This is a genomic window from Nostoc sp. DedQUE05, assembly GCF_034530955.1.
Lineage (GTDB): Bacteria > Cyanobacteriota > Cyanobacteriia > Cyanobacteriales > Nostocaceae > Nostoc.
Window position 1 is genome coordinate 99,209 of the sequence record NZ_JAVRCB010000022.1, and the last position, 21,254, is coordinate 120,462.

Genomic DNA, 21,254 nt, shown 5'->3' on the forward strand with positions numbered 1-21,254 from the left:
TTTTCAACTAGTTACAAATTAAACATCTAACTCTTATGAGTCCTATTGTCTTTGACTTTAGTCCCGAAATTTCAGTTATACTTTGTACCTACAACCGAGAAAAATATTTGAATATTTGCATCAATAGTGTTATTGCTCAAACTTTTAAAGATTGGGAACTGTTGGTAGTTGATGATGGTAGCCAAGATAATACTTTTGAAATTGTCAATCCATATTTGCAAAAATTTAATAATATACGTTATTTAAAACATCAAAATAAAAAATTGGGGTACTCTAAAAACGCCGGAGTTCAAGCATCCTTTGGCAAATACATTACATTTATTGACAGCGATGATACATATAAATCCAATCATCTAGAGTCGCGACTTAAATACATGCAAGCTAATCCAGAAATTGACTTGATTGAAGGAGGATTTTTCTCTGAAGAAGAGATTTTTGTAGCCGATTATTTTCAACCAGGTCAAATAATTAATTTACGCGAATGTGTTTTAGGCCCTACATTTTTTGGTAAGAGGCGAGTATTTTTTGAATTGCAGGGATTTAATAATATTCCCTATGGAGAAGATACAGACTTTTGGAAACGGGCAGACAAAATTTTTAAAACTAAAAAAGTTACAGAACCACAAACCTACGTTTATACGAGAGCAGAAACAAGCATTACCAAGGATGTTTTAGAACAGCGCTCATTAACCTAAAAACTTTAATTTAGTTTGTCTCGATCCACTCAGTATAACGTTACCTGCAACTATGCATATTTGTCATATAGTTTTGAATAACATTGGTGGAGCGCCAAAAGTTGCTGATTCGCTAATTTCTTCTCAATCCAAAGCTGGCTACCAAGTCTCTACTATGGTGCTTACTGTTTTAGAGCCACAATGGATAGTATCTTTTAAAGCGGCTAAAACTGTGATTGTTATGAAAGTTGCAGGTACTCTATTTATTATTGGGGGGATAATACACCAAATATGGGTAGCGATAAAATTAAGCAGGGTTATTGCTGAACAAAAACCGGATATTATTGTTTGTCATACTGCATTTATTACTAAACTATTTTATCTATCTAAATTCATCCCTGGCAGTTTCTCTGTTCCATACATTAGCTATATTCACAGTGATTGTTATACTTGCTTCCCATTTTGAAGGCTTACCACTGGTTCTTGTAGAAGCTGTAGCTAGTGGTGTAACGTTTATTGCCACTGATTGCCCAGTTGGCCCACGTGAAATTTCTGAAGTACTTAAATGTGGGAAAATAATATCACCAAGTAATGTAGATGCGTTAGCAGAAGCTATTATTGACCATATAAAAACTCCTCAAGAGAAGATTGAATGCTCTGAAAAAATTGCACAATTATTTAGTGCGGCTAGCTGTGCTGAAAGATTAGAAGTTTTAAGAAAGCAAATTATTTCAAAATGAGTATAATTGAATAATATACTATTTTACTAATGTTTATATCTAAAAAATTTGTATGAATACTAACTTTTTAGCTAAGAGAATTAGAGATTTATGGTGTTACTTGATAAATTCGGCTCGGCAGTTTTTTATTTTAGGAATAATTCTAAGTTTGTGTCTGATATTCTTATCTAGTTGTCAGGGGATAAGACAAAAGGAAGATGGGGTAATTCATCTGACACTATGGCAAGCTATTAATCCCCCTGCAAATCGAGATATATTTCAAAAACTAGTAGATAAATTTAATCAAACTCATCCTGATATTCAGGTACAATCTATCTTTGAGAGTGAACCTCAATTACCAAAAATATTGACATCAGTGGTTGCCAATGTACCACCAGACCTGCTGTCATTCCATCCTGAATATACAGGTCAATTTGTGGAATTAGGGGCACTTCGACCTTTAGAAGATTGGTTGGATAAATCGCCCCTCAAGTCAGACATTAGACCTAACTTATTGCCAGAAATGCAGTTAGATGGTCACATTTGGTCAGTGCCAATGCACACCAGTAATATTGGTATTTTTTACCGTCCTAAACTTTTTGAAGCTGCGGGAATTACAGAATTACCCAAGACTTGGGATGAATTGAGACAAGTTGCCAAAAAATTAACTATAGACCGCAATGGGGATGGCCGCCCCGAACAGTATGGTATGTTACTGCCTTTAGGAAAAGGAGGATGGACTGTATTTAGTTGGTTCCCGTTTTTATTTGGTGCAGAAGGAGAGGTTGTAACTAATAATCGCCCCAATTTAACGAATGCGGGTGCGATCGCGGCCTTACAATTCTGGCAAGACCTGATAAAAGATGGTTCAGTAATGCTTTCTGCCCCAGAACGAGGTTATGAAGAGGAAGCTTTTCTTACAGGTCGTGTTGCAATGCAAATCACAGGCCCTTGGACATTAATCATGAAATCTGAGGTCGATCATCAGGTATTACCCATACCAGCAGGTGTCAAAGCTGCTACAGTCACAGGTACTGGAAATTTTTTTGTAATGAAGACCACACCAGTAAGAGAGCAAGCAGCATTCAAATTTTTAGAGTATGTTTTGAGTGAGGAATTCCAAACCGAATGGAGTATAGGGACGGGTTTTTTGCCAGTTACCCTTACATCGGCTCAAAGCAAAGCTTATCAGCAATTCATTAATGAAAAACCAGTATTAAAAGTGTTTTTTGACCAGTTACCTGTGGCACATTCTCAACCAATAATTGCTGGATATAGCCGTCTTTCTGAGAGTCTTGGTCGAGCTATAGAAGCGACGGTACTAGGAGAGTCTGCTGAAAAAGCCCTCAAGAAAGCACAAGAGCGTTTAGATTTGATTTGGGATGACAAATAAATAGAACTAGTGGTGAGTGCTGTTTTTTAACTAGAAGTCCTATAGGGGCTGCCTTCTGCCTCCAAACCTGTAGCTTTGTACTTCATAGAAAAGAAAACTATTGTAATTAACTACCAGCATTGGTAAGAATTCCTATAAGCACTCGCACTAATTCTTCCAAACCTTCTGGAACGCGATAAAGTTTGATATCTTGCATGACCCGTTTATCTTGCCGATAAAATATTCCAAATCGCCAATCTTCTCCATTTGTTACAGCACCGTACAAAGTTGGTGTTTGCGAATCTGTCCATTGGTCGAGTGCTATCAATTCAATTACAAGTTGAGTAAATCCCCAGCTTAAATCGGATTGCTTGGCTTCGACTACTAACAGGGAATTGGAAGATGAAATATAGTAATCAAAACTCCCTTTGAGTTGTTCGCTAACATTAATGGGGTACTCAATGTTTAGTTGAGTTTGCGTTTGGTCGCAAATTTCCAACAAAATAGGAGCAATTAAAACTTCACGTTTTGCAGCTTCACTGATAGGATTTACGCGCATGATATTGCGCCGTAAGTAACGCTGCAAAAATTCTAAATAGTCAATTACGCCTGAATATTGTGGTAGTTGTAGCGATGCGCGTTCGTAACTACATCCCAGTTCCGCCAAGATATCTGCTGGAGTATATGGTAATTCAAAATACTTACTAAATGTATAACTTTGATCGGGTTGGAGAATGCGCGGGCGAGTCATAAATATTAAGGTTATAGAATATATCGATAAAAGTCAGGAAGAAACTCCAGTTTTGGGATGTAAATTTCTTTTTAATGTACACAAACCAATTGCTGGTATGGCTCCTAAAATCGCTGCTGTCAGTCCTTGTCCACTCCAATATAGTATGGGAGTACGGTAGGTTTCTGGAATCAAATTTTGCATAATAAAAAGCAACCAAACCAAAATAGTAATCCAGAAAAAAGAGATTGAGGGTAAAAAATTCCACCACCAAATGCCTGCTGTATATCGCCTCAACACCAGCCATTGGCAAATCCCTAGCCAAATTCCAGAAATTATATATGCGATCGCAGACAAAAATCCAAAAATCAAAGTATCTTCAGAAGATGATGAGGCAATGGTTGAAATGTAGTTAATCCAGGCTGTAGAAACGCCGTTGGCAATTAGCCAACCGACACTAGTAGCAAATAGCCACTGCCAACCCGGTAAATATCGGTAAAGCACAAGAGCTTGGTCAGCAGCGAAAATCACGGCAAATACAACGTTACTAAGACTTCTAACCAAAATGCTCCATGTTTGTGGTTGATTAGCAACGTTAGATGAGAGACTTTGGAGAATAATTTTCTCTAAAGCGATACTGGCAACGCCACCGACAACCCATCCGATGAGGGTCATTACGGTAAACTGAATAAAGAACCTCTGTCGCTGCGATCGCGGAATCAAATACTTTCCTGGATTAGGCTCATTATTAGCAGATGCAACACGATCGGAACTGTTAGAGTCAGTTTGCATAAGAAGTTAGGGGAGTGAGGGAAAAGGGAGATCGCAAAGATAGGGAAGCAGGGGGAGAATTAACTAATGCCCTGTTTGGCCAATCCTCAATTAAATATTGATTCTTGTTTTACTCTATTTCTCAATCACAGTCTTTATTTTCCATTCCCCACTCGCCACTCCCCACTTCCCCAAGGCGAGAATCTTATGTCAATAATAACGGTCTATTCTCAATAGAATCTCATTAACCTATTCTTACTGCTAAAGATTTAGGGGTAGCTCACAATACGGTTTGGATAAGCTCTTGAGACCGGGGAGGCTGGCGTTGCAGAGGAGGAAAAAAGTTAATTCTTCCTCCCCTGCCTCTCTTCTCCCCCTGCCTCAAAAGCTTACCTCAACAGATAAATTTGTTAACCGAACCGTATTGGGGTAGCCCATCGTAGACATCGCTTTGAGCCTGAGAAACTAAACCAAATGGTAAATAGTGATTTTTTGTTGGTTTTTAACCTTGGTTGCGATCGAGAGTAATTTAGATGTGTTTGTACTGCCTACTACAATTGCACAATAACCTTCACTTAATCTTTAAAAATATTTTAGTATATACACCGTATCTTTTGCGAGTTATAAAAATCAAAATAGGATTACAAAGTATCAAGCTCAACTTATATATTCGAGCTTGTTTTACCCAACAAAAGTCATATATAAAGGCCTAATAATCTTTGTGATTTTTTCTAATTTGTTGGAGTAATGAACCCAGTTTTTCATAGCTAGGTTTCAAGAAAAGTTCAATCTTAATTATCTTTGTCTTTTTCAAGGTTTATTACTAGAATGCTGAAAAAAATCTCTTTGGCTTTACTCGGAATGACTGCTGTGGTTATGAGTGCGAATCCAGCTAGTGCGGTAACTCTGCAAGTCAATAGTGGACCATTTTCTAGCTACGCTGATGCCAAAACTGTCACCTTTGACGATGGCACAGCAAATGATCCTAATGGATTTGTTACTTACTCTAATATTACTAGTAACATTGTTCAAGGTAGCGTATCTAGTCAATACGCCTCACCTTATGGGGATAACACCAAATTTCTAACAATTGCTCCAGTAGGTAGTAATGTTGCAGGCGACAGTGGTTTGGTCAATATTAAGTTCAAAGAAGCTGTTAATTACTTCGGTTTTTATGCAGGTTCATTAGATGATTATAACTTTGTTGACATTTACAAAGGCGATCAGTTATTAAAGACTTTTAGTGGTGCAGATGTGCCAACTGCTATAGCTAATGGTAGTTGGACTAGCTCTCAAGCTAATATGTTTATCAATCTTGTAGCTGATACAGGAGAAACATTTGACCGAGTTGTGATGCGCTCAAATGGCGTTGCCTTTGAAACAGATAACCACGCCTATAGACTAGCCAGCGTTCCTGAACCTAATGCAATATTAGGTGTGTTAGCAATAGGTGCTTGTGGTATGATGTCGGTCTTCAAACGCTCACAAAAGAAAGTGGCACTGAAAGGATAAATTTATCCAGATTCCTGTTGAAAAACCTTAAGGATGTGTCTCTATCTATATATGGCATAGAGACACATTTTTATTTGTTATGCAGTTTTCCTCATCCGTTCCCTCGATCCAGAAGTGAAAAATGTATTTCTACTTAGGACTCAAAGCAATAATTTCATGGGATAAGCCAAAAAAAAACAATAAATTGTAGCGCTTGCTGGCATTAATACTGTAGTCAAGCCAACCGAGCGCTTATATCCAATAATCAAAATATTATAAAATATTACTATTATGCCCTGCTATTCACCTTTTCCTGAAAACCTGCTGGAAAAGCGTAATCCCAGAATGATAAGCTAAACAGTGGCATAAATAGGATGAAGTAATAAATGGGTGTTTATTCAACGACTCCTCATCTCTTACGGGCTGCTCGTGGTGAAGTAGTAGATCGTCCCCCTGTATGGATGATGCGACAAGCGGGACGATATATGAAAGCATATCGAGACTTAAGAGAAAAGTATCCTTCGTTTCGCGATCGCTCCGAAATTCCAGATGTAGCAATTGAAGTTTCCTTGCAACCCTGGAGAGCTTTCCAACCAGACGGAGTAATTTTATTTTCTGATATTGTCACCCCATTACCTGGTTTGGGCATTGACATGGATATTGCCGAAGGTAAAGGGCCAATCATTCACTCGCCCCTCCGCACTCAAGAACAAATTGAACGTCTGCATCCTTTAGAACCAGAAGCAGCTCTACCATTTATCAAGACAATATTGCAAGCGCTACGTTCGGAAGTAGGCGACAAATCAACGGTGTTAGGCTTTGTGGGTGCGCCGTGGACATTAGCAGCTTATGCAGTTGAAGGAAAAGGTTCTAAAACCTACTCCATCATCAAAAACATGGCATTTTCAGACCCGGTGATACTGCATCAATTATTAGCTAAATTAGCAGATGCGATCGCCATCTATGCCCGCTACCAAATTGACTCTGGCGCTCAAGTTGTGCAAATGTTCGATTCTTGGGCGGGTCAATTGAGTCCTCAAGATTATGATACTTTTGCTCTGCCCTATCAGCAGCGAGTTTTCCAGCAAGTCAAGCAAACCCATCCCGATACACCTTTGATTTTGCTAGTTAGCGGTAGTGCGGGTGTGTTGGAAAGAATGGGACAATCTGGCGCTGATATTGTCAGTGTAGACTGGGCAGTGGATATGGCAGATGCAAGAGCCAGATTGGGTAAGCAAATGAAAGTTCAAGGAAATCTTGACCCAGGCGTGTTATTCGGCTCTAAACAGTTTATTCGCGATCGCATCCTCGATACGGTTCGCAAAGCCGGTAATTGGGGTCATATTCTCAATCTTGGTCACGGTGTTTTACCAGAAACTCCAGAAGAAAATGTCGCTTTCTTTTTTGAAACTGCAAAGGAATTGAATCTTGCAGGAGTTAAGGGTTAGGAGTTATGAGTTATGAGTTATGAGTTATGAGTTATGAGTTATGAGTTATGAGTTGCAAGTTATGAGTTGCGAGGTACAAAGTTATCTTTTATTCTTAACTCCTCACTTCTTACTCCTAACTTTATAAATAACTCCTGATAGGGAACTTTTAACTTAATTCTTAACTCTTAACTCCTAACTCCTAACTTATTAAAATCTTATTATGAGCCAGAAACGGATTTTAGTGACTGGTGCAAGTGGTTGTGTAGGTCATTATTTAACAGAAGCCTTAATTAAAGAAACAAATCACGAACTGTATCTACTAGTTAGGAACCCAAGCAAACTGCAAGTTGATACTAATGCTCGTTCAGGTATCAACGTTTTGCAAGGTGATATGCAAAATATTCGCCAGTTTGCCGATTTGCTATACACAATTGATACAGCCGTACTCACAGCCACAGCTTGGGGTGGCGAGCAAACATTTGATATTAATGTCGTCAAGACTATAGAGTTACTGGAACTGTTAGATCCAGAACGTTGCCAACAGGTAATTTATTTTTCGACAGCTAGCGTTTTGGATCGCTACAATCAACCATTAAAAGAAGCCGGGGAAATTGGGACAGATTATATCCGTTCTAAATATGAGTGTTTAGAGAAAAAAGAAAAATTGGCGATCGCACCCAAAATTACCACAGTTTTTCCCACTGTAGTATTCGGCGGTGATGCGAATAAACCTGATTCTGCTGTCACATCTGGTATTGCAGAAGTGACAAAATATATCAATTTGATTCGCTTTTTAGAAGCAGATGGCAGTTTTCACTTTATCCACGGACGAGACATTGCCACTGTTGTGCGATATCTGATCGATCGTCCTGCTAAAGATAATCAACCACGTAGGCTTGTTTTAGGTCAAGCACCATTAACTGCTAATCAAGCAGTGGAAGAAGTTTGTGCTTATCTGGGCAAAAAGATTTACTTTCGTATTCCCATATCTATAGCATTGGCTAATTTGATTATTGTTCTATTCCGCATTCGCATGGCCGCTTGGGATCGGTTTTGTATGAACTATCGACATTTTACATACGAAAAATTCATCAATCCCGATAGTTTCGGCTTGCCAAATTATTGTGCAACCATGAGTGATGTTTTGAAAATTAGCGGTGTTAAACGTGTATGAAATATCTATTATTTGCTAATGATAGCGGTCATTTCTTGCGAAGATAAGCCGACACAAGCTGCCAATTCTTCCAATGTCAATCGTTCGCGTGTGTTTGCTTCTAACAAAGACGTTGCAGCTGCAACGTAATCAGGATTAGCAAGATGATTGACATTCTTAGGAAAACTTGTTTGGGAATAAAGATTGGCAATGTCAGAACTTCCAGTAATTTTTTGTATTTGATAAGTGGCAATTAAAGCTGCTTGACGGGCTTGGAGATAGGCAACATAATATTGCACGATAGCTAATCTTTTTTGCTGTCTAGCTTCCTTCCAACGAGCTTGCAAAACAGGAAGCTGCCCAAAAGTACTAATGAATTTAATCGGGTCAACTGTAACGGTTAAGGAAAAACTGTTTGAGCGCTCAGATGGGGAATCCGGTGATGTTGAGATCGTACTTAGAGCCGGAGATAATTCGATAGCTAAGACATCTCTAAAAGCATTCAATCCCATTGCAGCTTTTGTTTCCAGCACTTGGGCTGAGTTGCGTTCAGCAATAGCTACTAATCGATCGATGATTTTGAGATCCTGCTGTGTAATCTCAGTTTGAAGGAGATTACGTTGATTACTAGAACTAGATTTATCTTCGGATGCAACCACAGGAAATGTAGTACTGACAAATGTAACGGCAAGGAGAATCCTGAAACTTTGTGCAAAAGCTTTTGAGAGCCATTGTGCGATCATCTGATTGATTTATTCGGAAGCCTACACTTGTTTTCTAATTTGCTTCTCTTTTCACGATACAGCTAAATGACAATAATTCTTATATATGTGGGAGTCTTTTTAAGGAAATCCTAGTAAACTGTGGCGAAAGTTTACCTACCTTTAACCAGTTGCTCAGAGCAACTTGTCTGGTTAATTGAGATGGTGGTTGGATTTACGCTGTGCTGTACTAGTCGTCCATTTGAGTTAAAAATATGAATGGTAAAATAAAACAACTTTAATAAAAAGTCAATAACTCTTTATTTTCGTTAGAGTGGGATAACAATCAAAGTGTGAGGATTGATACTACATGCGAATCTTGTTAGTGTATCCAATATTTCCCAAAACCTTTTGGTCTTATGAAAAAATCCTAGAGTTAGTCGATCGCAAGGTTTTATTACCACCTCTGGGTTTAGTAACAGTAGCCGCGATTTTGCCCCAAGAATGGGAATTCAAGCTGGTCGATCGCAACATCCGTGCAGCAACAGAAGCAGAATGGGCATGGGCAGATATAGTAATCCTCTCTGCGATGATTGTCCAGAAGCAAGATTTACTTGAACAAATCCAGGAAGCAAAAAAACGTGGCAAGTTAGTCGCAGTTGGCGGCCCCTACCCCACCTCTGTACCTCACGAAGTTGAAAATGTTGGCGCAGATTTTCTGATTCTGGATGAAGGGGAAATCACGCTGCCCATGTTTATTGAGGCAATAAAAAGGGGAGACACATCTGGCACTTTCCGCGCCACAGAAAAACCTGATGTCACCAGTACACCAATACCCCGTTTTGATTTATTAGAATTGAACGCTTATGACATGATGTCGGTGCAATTTTCGCGCGGGTGTCCCTTCCAGTGCGAATTTTGCGACATTATTGTTCTCTACGGGCGCAAACCACGCACCAAAACCCCAGCCCAACTTTTAGCAGAGTTAGATTACCTCTATGAATTGGGTTGGCGGCGGGGTGTGTTCATGGTGGATGACAACTTTATTGGCAACAAGCGAAATGTAAAGTTGTTGCTGAAAGAGTTAAAAGTCTGGATGGCAGAACACAAATATCCCTTCCGATTTGATACGGAAGCTTCAGTTGACTTAGCACAAGATCCAGAAATGTTGGAGTTGATGGTTGAGTGCGGTTTCTCGGCGGTGTTTTTGGGAATCGAAACACCGGATGAGGATAGTTTGCAAATGACTAAGAAGTTTCAAAATACTCGCAGTTCTCTAACTGAGGCAGTGCAAACTATTACTAAAGCGGGATTGCGCCCAATGGCTGGGTTTATTATCGGGTTTGATGGCGAAAAAGCAGGCGCAGGCGATCGCATTGTCCGCTTTGCTGAACAAGCAGCAATTCCCTCAACTACCTTTGCCATGTTGCAAGCGTTACCTAACACTGCGCTTTGGCATCGCCTGAAAAAAGAAGGAAGATTACGGGAAAATCAAGATGGAAACATCAACCAAACAACATTGATGAACTTCCTGCCCACTCGTCCCCTGGAAGAACTAGCCAGAGAATATATTGAGGCATTCTGTACTTTATACGACCCAGTACAATATTTGGATCGTACCTATCGCTGCTTCTTGATGATGGGCTTGCCGAGTTGGAAAGCGCCAGCGAAAATGCCAGAGTGGGTAGTTATAAAAGCGTTGCTGATTGTGATTTGGCGACAAGGAATCAAACGGGAAACCCGTTGGAAATTCTGGCATCATTTATTTAGCATTCTCAAACGTAACCCTGGAGTTATTGAACATTACATCGCCGTTTGTGCCCATAACGAACATTTTCTAGAGTATCGCCAAATTGTCCGCGATCAAATTGAAAGTCAGCTAGCTGAATATTTAGCACAAGGTGTAGAAACGCCTTATGTGCTAGTTAAGGAAAAAGCTGAGGAAAAAGCTGAAGCAGTAGTTAGTTAAATGTAGTAACGGTTAATAGGTAAAAGTGAAAAAATTACTTATTAGCCGTTATTAAAACCAGTATGCTATTCAAAGTATGATAGTCATAAATTGACACTTACTGAATGGCAAAAACACCAATCGCACTCTATCGGCAAGGTAATGCTAATTCTCCTAGAATGGAGAATGTTAGACCTAATAAAGATATTGCCACCTATAATAAAGATGGTCAAGTCTGGGTCATGACTACTTTACCAGACGGGACATCGCCCGGAGGGGTATCAACATTTACCACTCAAGGATATGGCAAAAACTGGTGGAAATTAGAATCCAATACTGAAATTCCAGAGCAAATAGAATTGGTAAATGACCACGATAACCACTGGTTATGGAAACCTTCTAGAGCGATGTTGATAGATGAATACAAAGCAGCCTTGAAATTGGTAGATGAATTATTTTATAAAATAAGTTAATGCTAACAAAATTATAAATTTTTTATTTTGAATTTAGTTGAATTTTTTGTGGCATAAAGCTATTTTATGTAGGTAAATTACAATGAATCTGTCGTTTAAGGACATAAAGTTTATCATTGAAGCCATCGATGGCCTGATTGAGAAATATCAAGAACGACTCAATCAAATCGAAGATATCGATGAGGACGAAGCTTCCGATCTTGGTAATGATACTATGTTTTTAGAGTCACTTCGTAGAAAACTAGTGAATAGTTTGAATAACAGTACTAATACCAATATCTTGGTAGGTAATGAAGTTGTCCAACCATCATCTCATGCTATAAGACAAGCTTCAAGAGGAGCAGAGGCAGTAGACCCAGGTAATGAAGTTGTCCAACCATCATCTCATCCTATGCCAGAAAAGCCGCGATCATAGCAAAGATAAACATCAATAATTCTTAATTCAGTCAAGTGGTGCATTAGCCTTTGGCGTAACACACCCTATAAAAACTATTTTGCTTTTGCAATCCCAGTTATTTCAAAAATTAGCTCTGCTGCTTTACTGATTAACAAAGTGTTAATTTCAAGTTGATACTTGTCTTGTTTTAAAACCTCTGTTACAACTTTCGCTAAATCTGCATTACCTTTCCTCGCACCCAAACCATTAATTGCACATTCAATTTGCCTCGCGCCGCAACTTAAAGCAATGAGTGAATTATCTATCGACATGCCCAAATCATCATGACAGTGTACTGAAACTACAACTTCGTTAATATTGGGCACTCGATTAAAAATCATTTGCAGAAGTTGCAAAAACTCTTCTGGCGATGCCAAACCTAAGCTATCAGGAATACTAACAGTAGTAGCACCACTCTTGATTGCAGTTTCAATAGATTTACACAAAAAATCTGGCTCACTTCTGGGAGCATCAAAAGCGCTCCATTCTACATCATCACAGTAATTGCGTGCTAGAGAAACACTCTCTTTGATTGTTGCTAATACTTCTTGTTTGGTTAATTTAGACTGATTTTTCAGATTTACCGGAGTATAAGTGTGAATTCTACCTCTGATTGCTGGTTTAATTGCTTCAGCAAGAATGATTATTTCATCTGAATTGGAACTAGCTAGCCCACAAATAATAGAATTTTTAATAATTTTAGAAATATTAAAGACTTCATCAAAATCTTTTTCAGAACTTGCTGGATAACCAACTTCAATAATATCTACTCCCATTTCTTCAAGCAGTTGGGAGATGATGATTTTTTGTTGCAAATTCATTTTTACCCCAGGCGTCAATTCTCCATCACGCATGGTGGTATCAAAAATAATTATTTTGTGATTATTTTCTGACATATTAGCTAGAGATAGCGATCGCTTTTTTCAAATGCAATTCTGCTAGACATCATAACTAGTACCTCATTCAATGTACCTGATATCGTAACCGACAGGAATTGGAGCAAGGTTAAAATGATTCGTAATTGATAATACTAGCTTCTGGCAAGTATTACGAATGACAAAGTAGTTAACCTCAGTTCGGGTTAAAACGATTTTACTGCTAGTTATACGAAGCAATAGGAGTTTCAGCCAACGATAAAATCATGCTTTGAGCTTGTCCCGAACTCACATTACTTACAAACTCAGAGTCAAACATCAGTAGCGGCTGCGAAAGAACTTAAACGATAGACGAAGGAACTTTGCCTGCTGCAAGAGATTGGTTATGCCGGGTTCGTTAAAAACTCGATCAGCAACCGATTAATCTCAGCAGGTTGTTCCTGCTGAATCCAATGTCCGGCGTTTGGCAGCAATAGCTTTTTTCTCAAGTTCGGCACTGTTTTTTCTAAGTTGTTAACGAGTTCTCGATTTCTCGTTACGACTGCATCGAACTCTCCCCCAATAAACAAAGCAGGTTGTTGGAGCTTTGCGCCACTCAAAAAGCGCGTGAGTTCCCAATCTCTATCCAGGTTTCGATATCGAGCCAACCCGCCTCGAAATCCGGTTCGCTCAAACTCTTGGGTGAAAAAATCAAGGTCTTGCTCGCTCAACCAACTCGGAAGCTGCTCTGGTTCTGTTAAAGTGTCTAGAAATTTTTCTGATTTGTCGAACACAAACCGCCATCTTTCTTCAGGAGGTGCATCCCCGGCGGCAGAATAGAGCATCATGCGAAGAGACTTACGAACGTTAGCTTCTAGTTCTGCCTCTGCTTTACCAGGTTCCTGGAAATACAACATATAAAACTCTTGCTCACCCGACATCCGTTTTAGCATTTCTGTTGGCGGTCTACTTTCCCAGGCTCTAGCGCGATAAGGGACACTTAGTAAAGCGATCGCTTTAAACAAATCTGGACGTAACAACGCACAATGCCAAGCTAAAGTTGCACCTTGATCGTGCCCGACGATGATGGCTTGTTCTTGATCGAGAGCATGAATCAGCCCAACGATATCGCCAGTTAGCTCCAATATATTATATGCCTCAACTGACTCTGGTTGGTCTGTCTGCCCGTAACCACGTATATCGGGCGCAACAACATGGAATCCACCTTCTGCAAGGGCTACAAGCTGATGTCGCCAAGAGTACCAGCATTCTGGAAAGCCATGACATAGGATTACAAGGTTTCCTTGACCTTGTTCAGCAATATGCATTTTGATGCCGTTAGTCTCAATCAAGCGATGATTTATTGCTTGCATCATTCCTCTTGTTTGATGACGGGTGCAGTGGTTGGAGTTTTTTATAGCGTAGCTTATGTAGTTAATTCGCCGCTGTTTGAGCTTCTTGATAAATTATTTCTTGAAACTGGATCATATCTTTTTGTGGATCGGCGTGGCTAACTTTCACCACTATCTGTTCGCCCAACTTCACAGAACGTTTGAAAGCCATTGGCAACTGCAAGCCCAAATCTTCTAACAAAATTAGAGCTAAGTTACTGTCTTCTCGCAACCACATCAATACTGTTACATCCCAAGTTTCCTCTGGATGACGGCGTAAATACTCTAGAGCATAATATCTATTAGTTTGGCGTTCCACCATCGTCACCTCTTGGGTGATGCTGGTGACAGTCATCATCACTTCTTTAAGTTGATCTGCGGAAAATGGCAGAACTTCACCCCGCAAATGAGCTTTAATTTGAAAGTGGGTGAGTAAGTCACTGTAGCGGCGGATGGGAGAAGTTGCTTGAGTATAAGTATCCAAGCCCAAACCAGCATGACGCAAAGGCGTAATGCTCATTTCACTCTTGGGCATACAACGACGCATGGCGCAAGCGCGAACAAATCCGGCTGGAAGTAGAAGCAATTCCTCATCTGGAGGTAATTCTGGTTGCGGTTGACCGCGAAATGGCAAAGGTATGTTATGAGTTTTACCATAACGAGCCGCAACTTCACCGGCAACAATCATCATTTCTGCTACCAATTGCCGCGATGGGGAATCGTCCAAGATATCAATGTGGATCTCCTCACCTTTGACTTTGATCGTCGCTTCGGGCATGGTGATGCTAATTGCCCCTTGAGCGTAACGCCAAGCTTTGCGCCGCTGTGCCCAAGTGGCGATCGCAGCAATTTCCGGTTCTGCTTGCACCCGTAATTGCAGCATTTCATCTACATCTTCGTAGGTGAGGCGATAAGTCGGCTTAATCAAGCTGGTATGAATGCTGTAATCTTCTACTCCCCCACTTGTCCCTAAAATAATCCCGAAACTGAGGGCGCAACAAACCTTTCCCTGGATCAGACTCATTGGCCCAGTTGCCAACACTTCTGGAAACATGGGAATCATTCCCGTCGGCAAATAGACTGTACTACCGCGCTTTCTGGCTTCCAAATCTAATTCATCTTCCGGTACTAACCATCTAGTGGGATCGGCGATATGCACCCACAACCGTTCCCGTCCATCAGGCAGTACTTCCCAACTTAGACCATCGTCGATCTCTGTGGTAGTTTCATCATCAATGGTGTAAACCTTCAGGTGAGTCAGATCAAGGCGGTTTGTATCTGAGTCAATCGGCGGGAAATCCAAACGCTGTTGCGCCACTTCTAATACCTTATGAGGAAATTGAATCGGAATTGAAGAACGACGCAGGAACAAGTTTTCATAAGGACTCCAGCAACCCAAATCCACCAATAGTTGAAAGGCTCCTTGGGGTGTTGTGGGCCGCCCCAGCATGGTCATAGTTTCTAATACTGGAGCGCTGGGCGGATAAGCGCGAGCCAACGAGTCATAATTAACCCCCGTCCGCACGGTGTCAGCTATTAGCGCTGCGTATTTTTCTAGTCCTTCTAAACGCTGGCGATCGTGGCGCTGCCATTCTACTGCTTCACCTTTGAGCGCCTGCTCTACACGAGTTAAAAATTCCTGCTGTCCTTTAGCTTTTAGTGCCTCTACTTCTAGTTGGTGCTTGCGTTCTGCCACTTGAGCAGCAGTTCTCGGCTCGTAAGCGTCTCCTTTTTGCTTGAAATAAAGTTTGTCGTCTGATAACAAGCAATAGGCGGCGTAACAAGCAGGCGCGGCTGATTCTGAAAATAGCAGATTCGCCATTTGGTCTGGGGTAACTGTTTCCCCATCTTCAACCAGTAATTCCCAAGCCACTTCTAAACTAGATGGGTCTAAATAAGGCTCGATCTGCTCCAAAAAGCTGGCAATTTCAGAAGCCTTATAAGTCTCTTTGGTAACTGTATAGGTTATTTGTCTAGGCGCGAGGCTGTGGGATTGACCGCGTTCGTCTACCACAAACCAGCGGGTTTTACCGTCTGGACGTTCTACGATGCCCAGACGGCGATCGCCTTGAACCCTAAATTCAACTAGCGTCCCCTTCTCCACAACTCTCGCACTCTAATTTGGTGAACAGTTTAAATAGTTAGGAGTGAGTAGTTAAGAGTGAGCAGTGAGGAGTGAGGAGTGAAAAGTTAATTGATAACTCATAACTCATAACTCATAACTCATAACTCATAACTTCTGACTCATCACTCTTTTTAGCCTTCTGCATTGATAAATGGCAACAAAGCCACAATCCGCGAACGTTTAATTGCTAATGTCAACTCTCGCTGTTGCTGAGACGTCAGCCCAGTAATCCGACGTGGCAGTATCTTTCCCCGCTCGGTGACAAACTTACGCAATAAATCAACATCTTTATAATCGATTGGTTCTCCTGGCTTGATCGGAGAAAGGCGACGACGGAAATAACTCATCTCTACTTAATTTCCTTGTGAACGGTATGTTTATTGCAGTGGGTGCAGAACTTTTTCAGTTCTAGCCTGTTGGTGGTGTTGCGGCGATTCTTGGTACTGGTATAACGGTTAACACCAGCAGAACGCTTATCTGAATTTGTCCGGCACTCAGTACACTCTAGTGTGATAATAATGCGGGCACCTTTACTCTTAGCCATAATCTTACAAACAGTGAAGCCTGAAGAGAATTAACACAAATGACTATCTTCTCACATTCCGCCGCATATTTTCAACTAATCTTTTAATTTTTATATCGAGCGAGTAGCCACGACGCGACGAAACAATGAAAGTTCCACAATAGCGATCGTGTAAAGCCTGCCGCATCTGGGTATCAGAGAAAGCAGTTCCACAATCAATTGCTAGGGGAATTACTAGCAGTATAGCAGTGGGATTGGCTCTAATATTGCTCAGGGCAATTGACACTAATAAAGCACCCAAGCCGATAATCGCCTCTCGCTTCACTAGTGAGAGCAAATCGGGAATTCTGCCCACTACTTCCCCATCTTCGACTTCCAATACCTTTAAATCGAACGCCCAACGCCCTAAACTTTGCCCTTGATTGTTGTATACCACCACTACTCGCAAAACCAGCCAAAGTATTACAAAAACTAAGATTTCAAGAAATTGAATCCCGATATCGCCGCCTCCCAGTAGGGAACTGACTAACCAGACACCAAGGAAATCAAGTCCCAATGCCATACCTCGCCGCCCAATCTCAGCTTTGGGATAGTGTTTTTGGGGAAGTCGTTCGATAGTCATACAAAATAAGTATTTTATTTAGGGGTTGGGAAATAGCGATCGCTCCTGTTTTTAATATTAAGATGATGACTTGGCTAGTTGCTGCGCTGTAAAGGAACAAAAATCAGCCAACAAAAATTTGTACAACTACCAACTGCACGACTCAAAAATAAGAGCGGGTATATAAGTAAGTTTTGATACCTTTGAATACTTGGTTAACATCTCATAGAGTAGCCGCTACACGTCATGGATGCAACATACAGTAGGGTTGTACATCTATATTGTATTGTTGTAGAAACTTCATTTTAATTAATTTGGAAGTTATATCTATGACACATCTGTTTACTAAAACAGCTATTAGTCTGGTGACTACTACTACTTTAGCGTTAGCGATCGCTATAACCACCAACAACCTAGCTTATGCTGCTGAGTTCAACTTTAACTGGAAAGGAGACACTGGTTATTCAGCTAAAGGTTCATTTAACTACGATACAACAACTGCTCCAAGCGTCATTTCTGAAGCTGGTTTGGGAGCTACGAAGAACTTGCAATCTCTCTCAATTTCCTTCTTTGATCCCTTGAGTAATCTGATAAATAGTTTCACTCCAGTGCTTGGTGGGGTGTCTAACTACGGCTTTTTAAGATTCAACTTTGATAGCATTACCGAGCAAATCTTTGGCCCTTTTGATGTTGGCAAAGATGATGAGTTTCCTGGCGACACATGGCTTAATAATAATCTCGCGCTTATAGATGAAGGTTTTAGTGATGAGGTTCTAACAAAAGAATTTGGTTTTAATAATAGAGATGCAGCAGGCACAAAGCAAATCCTAGATTTAAGCAACAATTCGGTTCAGGTATCCAAAGTCCCCGAAGGAAGCATAATTATCGGTTTACTAGCAGTGTGTAGTTTAGGATTTACCCTCAAGCAGAAATCAATCCAAAATCCAAAATCTAAAATTGGTCAGTGTTAGTTTACAGGGATAAAGAAAAAAGTCGGAGGCGATCGCTATGTTATCAGTCAGCGATGCACAAGCAATTATTTTAAATTTGGTGCAGCCGTTGGATCGTCAACGGGATACAGAAGTTGTAGATTTATTGACAGCAGATAGTCGCATTTTGGCAACGCCTGTTACCAGTCCGCTAGATTTTCCCCATTGGGATAATTCGGCAATGGATGGCTACGCAGTTCGCTACGAAGATGTACAGCACTGTAGCGCCGAACAACCAGCTATTTTAGAAATTGTTGAAGAAATTCCGGCTGGGTATCAGCCCAAGTCTACGATTCAACCAGGGCAAACCGCACGAATTTTTACAGGTGCGGTAATCCCAGCAGGTGCGGATACTGTAGTCATGCAAGAGAAAACACGCCGCGAGGAAAACCGCGTATTTATACTGGATGCACCAAAACCGCAAGAATTTGTTAGACACAAAGCATCTTTTTATCAAGCTGGAACAGAACTACTACCAGCAGGAATTAAGTTAAATGCCTCAGAAATTGCCGTATTGGCAGCAGCACAGTGTCCGCAATTAACTGTTTACCGCCGTCCGCGTGTGGCAATTTTTTCCACTGGTGATGAGCTGGTGACAGCTGATAAACCGTTGCAATCGGGGCAAATTGTGGATTCTAATCAATATGCACTGGCAGCGTTGGTGAGACAAAGTGGCGCAGAACCGTTAATTTTAGGCATTGTGAAAGACGATCCAGTTGCTTTGGAGAAAGTTATTACTCACGCTGTTGCGATCGCTGATATAGTTCTTTCTTCTGGTGGCGTCTCAGTGGGAGATTATGACTATGTTGACAAAATTCTAGAGTCACTAAAAGCAAAAATCCACATTCGGGCTGTGCAAATTAGTCCAGGAAAACCCCTGACTGTCGCCACTTTCCCCAGTACAGACGCGATTAATCGCGTCTCTCCACACTCAGCACTATACTTTGGTTTACCAGGAAACCCTGCTGCTGTGTTGGTGACATTTTGGCGATTTGTGCTACCAGCAATCAAGAAACTTTCGGGAATAACTGAAAGTTGGGAACCAGTATTTTTGAAAGTGCGATCGCATGATGAATTGCGATCGAACGGCAAACGTGAAACTTACCTTTGGGGTAAATTGCATTTAATTGATGGAGTTTATGAATTTCACAAAGCTGGTGGAAGTCACAGTTCCGGCAATTTAATTAATTTAGCTCAAAGCAATGCCTTAGCCGTTCTACCCGTGGGTAAAACATTAATTTTGCCACAAGAAGAAGTGCAAGTTTTGCAGCTTAGTAATTCGTAATTCGTAATTCGTAATTCGTAATTAAAAACAGTTGCATAAAGGGATTTAAACACTATGTGAAAGAAAACCACGTATAGACAAGCGCGTAGCATCTTTGTAGGAGAGGCAGAATTCAACTTTAATTGCTTGGCTTTAAGACAAGTAGGGAGAGCAGGAGATGAAAAAAAGGTTTAACCCAAGCATCTTGAATTAAACCCAATAATTACGAATTACGAATTACGAATTACGAATTAGTTAAAATATCTGCTCAAAAGCCTCAATCAAGCTGTTAACTTCCTCAAGGGTGTTGTAATGCACCATACTTACCCGGACTATTCCACCTTGGGACGCTAACCCCAAGTATTCAATCAGCCGTTTAGCATAAAAGTCCCCATAGCGAATCCCAATATAATGTTGGTCAACTTTTACGGGAATGGTTGAGCTATTTATTCCATCGACGACAAAAGATATAGTTGGTACACGGAATTTACGGTCAGCCTTTGATTGACCAATCACTCGCACATTCGGCTTACTGTTGAGGTAATTTAAGAGGCGATCGCTAATATGTTCTTCATGTATGCTAATTAAATCAAATGCTTGCACCATTTGATTTCTCAAATCAGGTGCAGTTTCATTCCCATAGTGCAGTTGTGCTAATTCACTTAAATAATCACATAAACCTAACATTCCATAACTTAATTCAAAATTGACATTCCCTAATTGAAATTTATAAGGTATATCTGTCTGGTCAATAAAATAATGGTTCAGACCAGGCAATCTTAATAAATGTTCTTCTTTGCCATAAAGTAAGGCATGGTGCGGCCCATAGACTTTATAAAAACTCAAAGTATAGAAATCAACATCTAAATCTTGGACATCAACTAATCTATGAGGTGCATAAGCTACACCATCTACACAAATCATAGCGTTGCGATCGTGTACAAATGCAGCAATTTCTTTGATCGGGTTGATGGTTCCCAGAACATTAGAAGCATGAGTCAAGGCTACCAGTTTTGTGCGCTGACTCATCAATGGTTCTAAATCTGCTAAATGAAGTTCTAAAGTATCTGGGCGAACTTTCCACACTTTAACCTTTATTCCTTGTTTTTCAAGAGCGACCCAAGCACCAATATTAGCTTCATGGTCACAATTAGTAACAATAACTTCATCACCAGATGTGAAGGTTTTACCCAGACAAATTGAAAGAACTTTCAACATCATTGTAGTCGATGGCCCCATGACTACTTCTTTATAAGAATTGGCATTAATGAAAGTAGCCATTTCCCTAGTTGCTAAAGCCAATCGTTCTCCAGCCAGTTGAGAGATTCCATAAGAAGCTCCCAACTGGACATCAGAACTTAAGAGAAATTCGCTAATTCTATCTACTACTTTTTTCAAGGTTTGTGACCCACCAGCATTATCAAAAAAAGTCCACTCCCCAGCTAGAGCCGGAAAATATTGACGAACTTTATCAAGATTCAGGAGCATAATATAAGTTTTCTAGAGAATGTTCTTTACCCTAGCCTACCTTCTGACAAGTCGCCCAGAGAACATCTACATTAGACTTCTTGCATAAATCAAAAATAAAGAACCCCACCCCGCATTTGAG

22 protein-coding genes are annotated in these 21,254 nt (G+C 40.5%); 12 read left to right on the top strand and 10 right to left on the bottom strand.

What is annotated here, in order from left to right:
* The first annotated feature begins 35 nt into the window (after positions 1-35).
* From RMZ42_RS17915 to RMZ42_RS17930, 4 genes are all read left to right on the top strand, one after another.
* Positions 36-695, top strand: coding sequence for a glycosyltransferase family A protein (locus RMZ42_RS17915; protein ID WP_322672647.1), 660 nt, complete (start codon positions 36-38; stop codon positions 693-695).
* Between the two features lie 73 nt (positions 696-768).
* Positions 769-1,140 (top strand): glycosyltransferase family 4 protein, encoded by a 372-nt coding sequence (locus RMZ42_RS17920; protein ID WP_322672648.1) that lies wholly within the window; start codon positions 769-771, stop codon positions 1,138-1,140.
* A complete protein-coding gene (locus RMZ42_RS17925; RefSeq protein ID WP_322672649.1) occupies positions 1,112-1,414 on the top strand; it encodes a glycosyltransferase in 303 nt (100 codons plus the stop codon). The genes RMZ42_RS17920 and RMZ42_RS17925 overlap by 29 nt, the downstream gene beginning before the upstream one ends.
* A 52-nt stretch (positions 1,415-1,466) precedes the next feature.
* Entirely contained in the window at positions 1,467-2,786 is a 1,320-nt protein-coding gene (locus RMZ42_RS17930) for an ABC transporter substrate-binding protein (RefSeq protein ID WP_322672650.1), read from the top strand.
* Positions 2,787-2,892: 106 nt separating this feature from the next.
* On the opposite strand, the gene RMZ42_RS17935 is transcribed toward RMZ42_RS17930, so the two are convergent.
* Both RMZ42_RS17935 and RMZ42_RS17940 read right to left on the bottom strand, forming a co-directional pair.
* Positions 2,893-3,516 (bottom strand): hypothetical protein, encoded by a 624-nt coding sequence (locus RMZ42_RS17935; RefSeq protein WP_322672651.1) that lies wholly within the window; start codon positions 3,514-3,516, stop codon positions 2,893-2,895.
* Positions 3,517-3,549: 33 nt separating this feature from the next.
* Positions 3,550-4,287, bottom strand: coding sequence for a hypothetical protein (locus tag RMZ42_RS17940; protein ID WP_322672652.1), 738 nt, complete (start codon positions 4,285-4,287; stop codon positions 3,550-3,552).
* Between the two features lie 807 nt (positions 4,288-5,094).
* Here RMZ42_RS17940 and RMZ42_RS17945 point away from each other — a divergent pair.
* The 3 genes from RMZ42_RS17945 to RMZ42_RS17955 all read left to right on the top strand — a co-directional run bounded on the left by RMZ42_RS17945 (position 5,095) and on the right by RMZ42_RS17955 (position 8,361).
* A complete protein-coding gene (locus RMZ42_RS17945; RefSeq protein WP_322672653.1) occupies positions 5,095-5,778 on the top strand; it encodes a PEP-CTERM sorting domain-containing protein in 684 nt (227 codons plus the stop codon).
* A gap of 365 nt (positions 5,779-6,143) precedes the next feature.
* A complete protein-coding gene (hemE, locus tag RMZ42_RS17950) occupies positions 6,144-7,205 on the top strand; it encodes a uroporphyrinogen decarboxylase (protein ID WP_322672654.1) in 1,062 nt (353 codons plus the stop codon).
* Positions 7,206-7,407: 202 nt separating this feature from the next.
* On the top strand, positions 7,408-8,361 hold the full coding sequence (locus RMZ42_RS17955) for an NAD(P)-dependent oxidoreductase (protein WP_322672655.1): 954 nt from the start codon (positions 7,408-7,410) through the stop codon (positions 8,359-8,361).
* An 8-nt stretch (positions 8,362-8,369) separates the two neighbouring features.
* Here the strand turns inward: RMZ42_RS17955 and RMZ42_RS17960 are convergent, their stop codons facing one another.
* A complete protein-coding gene (locus tag RMZ42_RS17960; RefSeq protein ID WP_322672656.1) occupies positions 8,370-9,083 on the bottom strand; it encodes a hypothetical protein in 714 nt (237 codons plus the stop codon).
* A 328-nt stretch (positions 9,084-9,411) separates the two neighbouring features.
* Between RMZ42_RS17960 and RMZ42_RS17965 the strand changes: the two genes are divergently transcribed.
* The 3 genes from RMZ42_RS17965 (at position 9,412) to RMZ42_RS17975 (ending at position 11,877) form a co-directional block, all read left to right on the top strand.
* Positions 9,412-11,010, top strand: a complete 1,599-nt coding sequence (locus tag RMZ42_RS17965; RefSeq protein ID WP_322672657.1) for a B12-binding domain-containing radical SAM protein — start codon at positions 9,412-9,414, stop codon at positions 11,008-11,010.
* A 104-nt stretch (positions 11,011-11,114) separates the two neighbouring features.
* A complete protein-coding gene (locus tag RMZ42_RS17970; protein ID WP_322672658.1) occupies positions 11,115-11,462 on the top strand; it encodes a hypothetical protein in 348 nt (115 codons plus the stop codon).
* Between the two features lie 82 nt (positions 11,463-11,544).
* Complete coding sequence (locus RMZ42_RS17975; RefSeq protein WP_322672659.1) at positions 11,545-11,877, top strand: hypothetical protein; 333 nt, start codon at positions 11,545-11,547, stop codon at positions 11,875-11,877.
* A gap of 74 nt (positions 11,878-11,951) precedes the next feature.
* On the opposite strand, the gene RMZ42_RS17980 is transcribed toward RMZ42_RS17975, so the two are convergent.
* The 6 genes from RMZ42_RS17980 to RMZ42_RS18005 all read right to left on the bottom strand — a co-directional run bounded on the left by RMZ42_RS17980 (position 11,952) and on the right by RMZ42_RS18005 (position 17,413).
* Positions 11,952-12,794, bottom strand: coding sequence for a 2-isopropylmalate synthase (locus tag RMZ42_RS17980; RefSeq protein WP_322672660.1), 843 nt, complete (start codon positions 12,792-12,794; stop codon positions 11,952-11,954).
* Between the two features lie 362 nt (positions 12,795-13,156).
* On the bottom strand, positions 13,157-14,128 hold the full coding sequence (locus RMZ42_RS17985; RefSeq protein WP_322672661.1) for an alpha/beta hydrolase: 972 nt from the start codon (positions 14,126-14,128) through the stop codon (positions 13,157-13,159).
* Positions 14,129-14,186: 58 nt separating this feature from the next.
* Positions 14,187-16,247, bottom strand: coding sequence for a ribonuclease R family protein (locus tag RMZ42_RS17990; protein ID WP_322672662.1), 2,061 nt, complete (start codon positions 16,245-16,247; stop codon positions 14,187-14,189).
* A gap of 152 nt (positions 16,248-16,399) precedes the next feature.
* Positions 16,400-16,615 (bottom strand): 30S ribosomal protein S18, encoded by a 216-nt coding sequence (gene rpsR, locus RMZ42_RS17995; RefSeq protein ID WP_012411240.1) that lies wholly within the window; start codon positions 16,613-16,615, stop codon positions 16,400-16,402.
* A gap of 2 nt (positions 16,616-16,617) precedes the next feature.
* Positions 16,618-16,812 (bottom strand): 50S ribosomal protein L33, encoded by a 195-nt coding sequence (rpmG, locus tag RMZ42_RS18000; RefSeq protein WP_094351774.1) that lies wholly within the window; start codon positions 16,810-16,812, stop codon positions 16,618-16,620.
* A gap of 43 nt (positions 16,813-16,855) precedes the next feature.
* The gene (locus RMZ42_RS18005; protein ID WP_322672663.1) at positions 16,856-17,413 is read right to left on the bottom strand and encodes an RDD family protein; all 558 of its coding nucleotides are present in this window, start codon (positions 17,411-17,413) and stop codon (positions 16,856-16,858) included.
* A gap of 308 nt (positions 17,414-17,721) precedes the next feature.
* On the opposite strand from RMZ42_RS18005, the gene RMZ42_RS18010 reads away from it, so the two are divergent.
* Entirely contained in the window at positions 17,722-18,363 is a 642-nt protein-coding gene (locus tag RMZ42_RS18010; RefSeq protein WP_322672664.1) for a PEP-CTERM sorting domain-containing protein, read from the top strand.
* Positions 18,364-18,400: 37 nt separating this feature from the next.
* A complete protein-coding gene (glp, locus tag RMZ42_RS18015) occupies positions 18,401-19,666 on the top strand; it encodes a gephyrin-like molybdotransferase Glp (protein WP_322672665.1) in 1,266 nt (421 codons plus the stop codon).
* Positions 19,667-19,900: 234 nt separating this feature from the next.
* Here glp and RMZ42_RS18020 read toward each other — a convergent pair whose 3' ends face one another.
* Complete coding sequence (locus tag RMZ42_RS18020) at positions 19,901-21,133, bottom strand: cysteine desulfurase-like protein (protein ID WP_322672666.1); 1,233 nt, start codon at positions 21,131-21,133, stop codon at positions 19,901-19,903.
* Positions 21,134-21,254 lie beyond the last annotated feature (121 nt).

Excerpts from the sequence above, each read along its gene's own strand:
- RMZ42_RS17915 (WP_322672647.1), top strand. The coding sequence starts at position 36 with ATGAGTCCTATTGTCTTTGACTTTAGTCCCGAAATTTCAGTTATACTT.
- RMZ42_RS17930 (WP_322672650.1), top strand. The coding sequence starts at position 1,467 with ATGAATACTAACTTTTTAGCTAAGAGAATTAGAGATTTATGGTGTTAC.
- RMZ42_RS17935 (WP_322672651.1), bottom strand. The coding sequence starts at position 3,516 with ATGACTCGCCCGCGCATTCTCCAACCCGATCAAAGTTATACATTTAGT.
- RMZ42_RS17940 (WP_322672652.1), bottom strand. The coding sequence starts at position 4,287 with ATGCAAACTGACTCTAACAGTTCCGATCGTGTTGCATCTGCTAATAAT.
- RMZ42_RS17945 (WP_322672653.1), top strand. The coding sequence starts at position 5,095 with ATGCTGAAAAAAATCTCTTTGGCTTTACTCGGAATGACTGCTGTGGTT.
- hemE (WP_322672654.1), top strand. The coding sequence starts at position 6,144 with ATGGGTGTTTATTCAACGACTCCTCATCTCTTACGGGCTGCTCGTGGT.
- RMZ42_RS17955 (WP_322672655.1), top strand. The coding sequence starts at position 7,408 with ATGAGCCAGAAACGGATTTTAGTGACTGGTGCAAGTGGTTGTGTAGGT.
- RMZ42_RS17960 (WP_322672656.1), bottom strand. The coding sequence starts at position 9,083 with ATGATCGCACAATGGCTCTCAAAAGCTTTTGCACAAAGTTTCAGGATT.
- RMZ42_RS17965 (WP_322672657.1), top strand. The coding sequence starts at position 9,412 with ATGCGAATCTTGTTAGTGTATCCAATATTTCCCAAAACCTTTTGGTCT.
- RMZ42_RS17970 (WP_322672658.1), top strand. The coding sequence starts at position 11,115 with ATGGCAAAAACACCAATCGCACTCTATCGGCAAGGTAATGCTAATTCT.
- RMZ42_RS17975 (WP_322672659.1), top strand. The coding sequence starts at position 11,545 with ATGAATCTGTCGTTTAAGGACATAAAGTTTATCATTGAAGCCATCGAT.
- RMZ42_RS17980 (WP_322672660.1), bottom strand. The coding sequence starts at position 12,794 with ATGTCAGAAAATAATCACAAAATAATTATTTTTGATACCACCATGCGT.
- RMZ42_RS17985 (WP_322672661.1), bottom strand. The coding sequence starts at position 14,128 with ATGATGCAAGCAATAAATCATCGCTTGATTGAGACTAACGGCATCAAA.
- rpsR (WP_012411240.1), bottom strand. The coding sequence starts at position 16,615 with ATGAGTTATTTCCGTCGTCGCCTTTCTCCGATCAAGCCAGGAGAACCA.
- rpmG (WP_094351774.1), bottom strand. The coding sequence starts at position 16,812 with ATGGCTAAGAGTAAAGGTGCCCGCATTATTATCACACTAGAGTGTACT.
- RMZ42_RS18005 (WP_322672663.1), bottom strand. The coding sequence starts at position 17,413 with ATGACTATCGAACGACTTCCCCAAAAACACTATCCCAAAGCTGAGATT.
- RMZ42_RS18010 (WP_322672664.1), top strand. The coding sequence starts at position 17,722 with ATGACACATCTGTTTACTAAAACAGCTATTAGTCTGGTGACTACTACT.
- glp (WP_322672665.1), top strand. The coding sequence starts at position 18,401 with ATGTTATCAGTCAGCGATGCACAAGCAATTATTTTAAATTTGGTGCAG.
- RMZ42_RS18020 (WP_322672666.1), bottom strand. The coding sequence starts at position 21,133 with ATGCTCCTGAATCTTGATAAAGTTCGTCAATATTTTCCGGCTCTAGCT.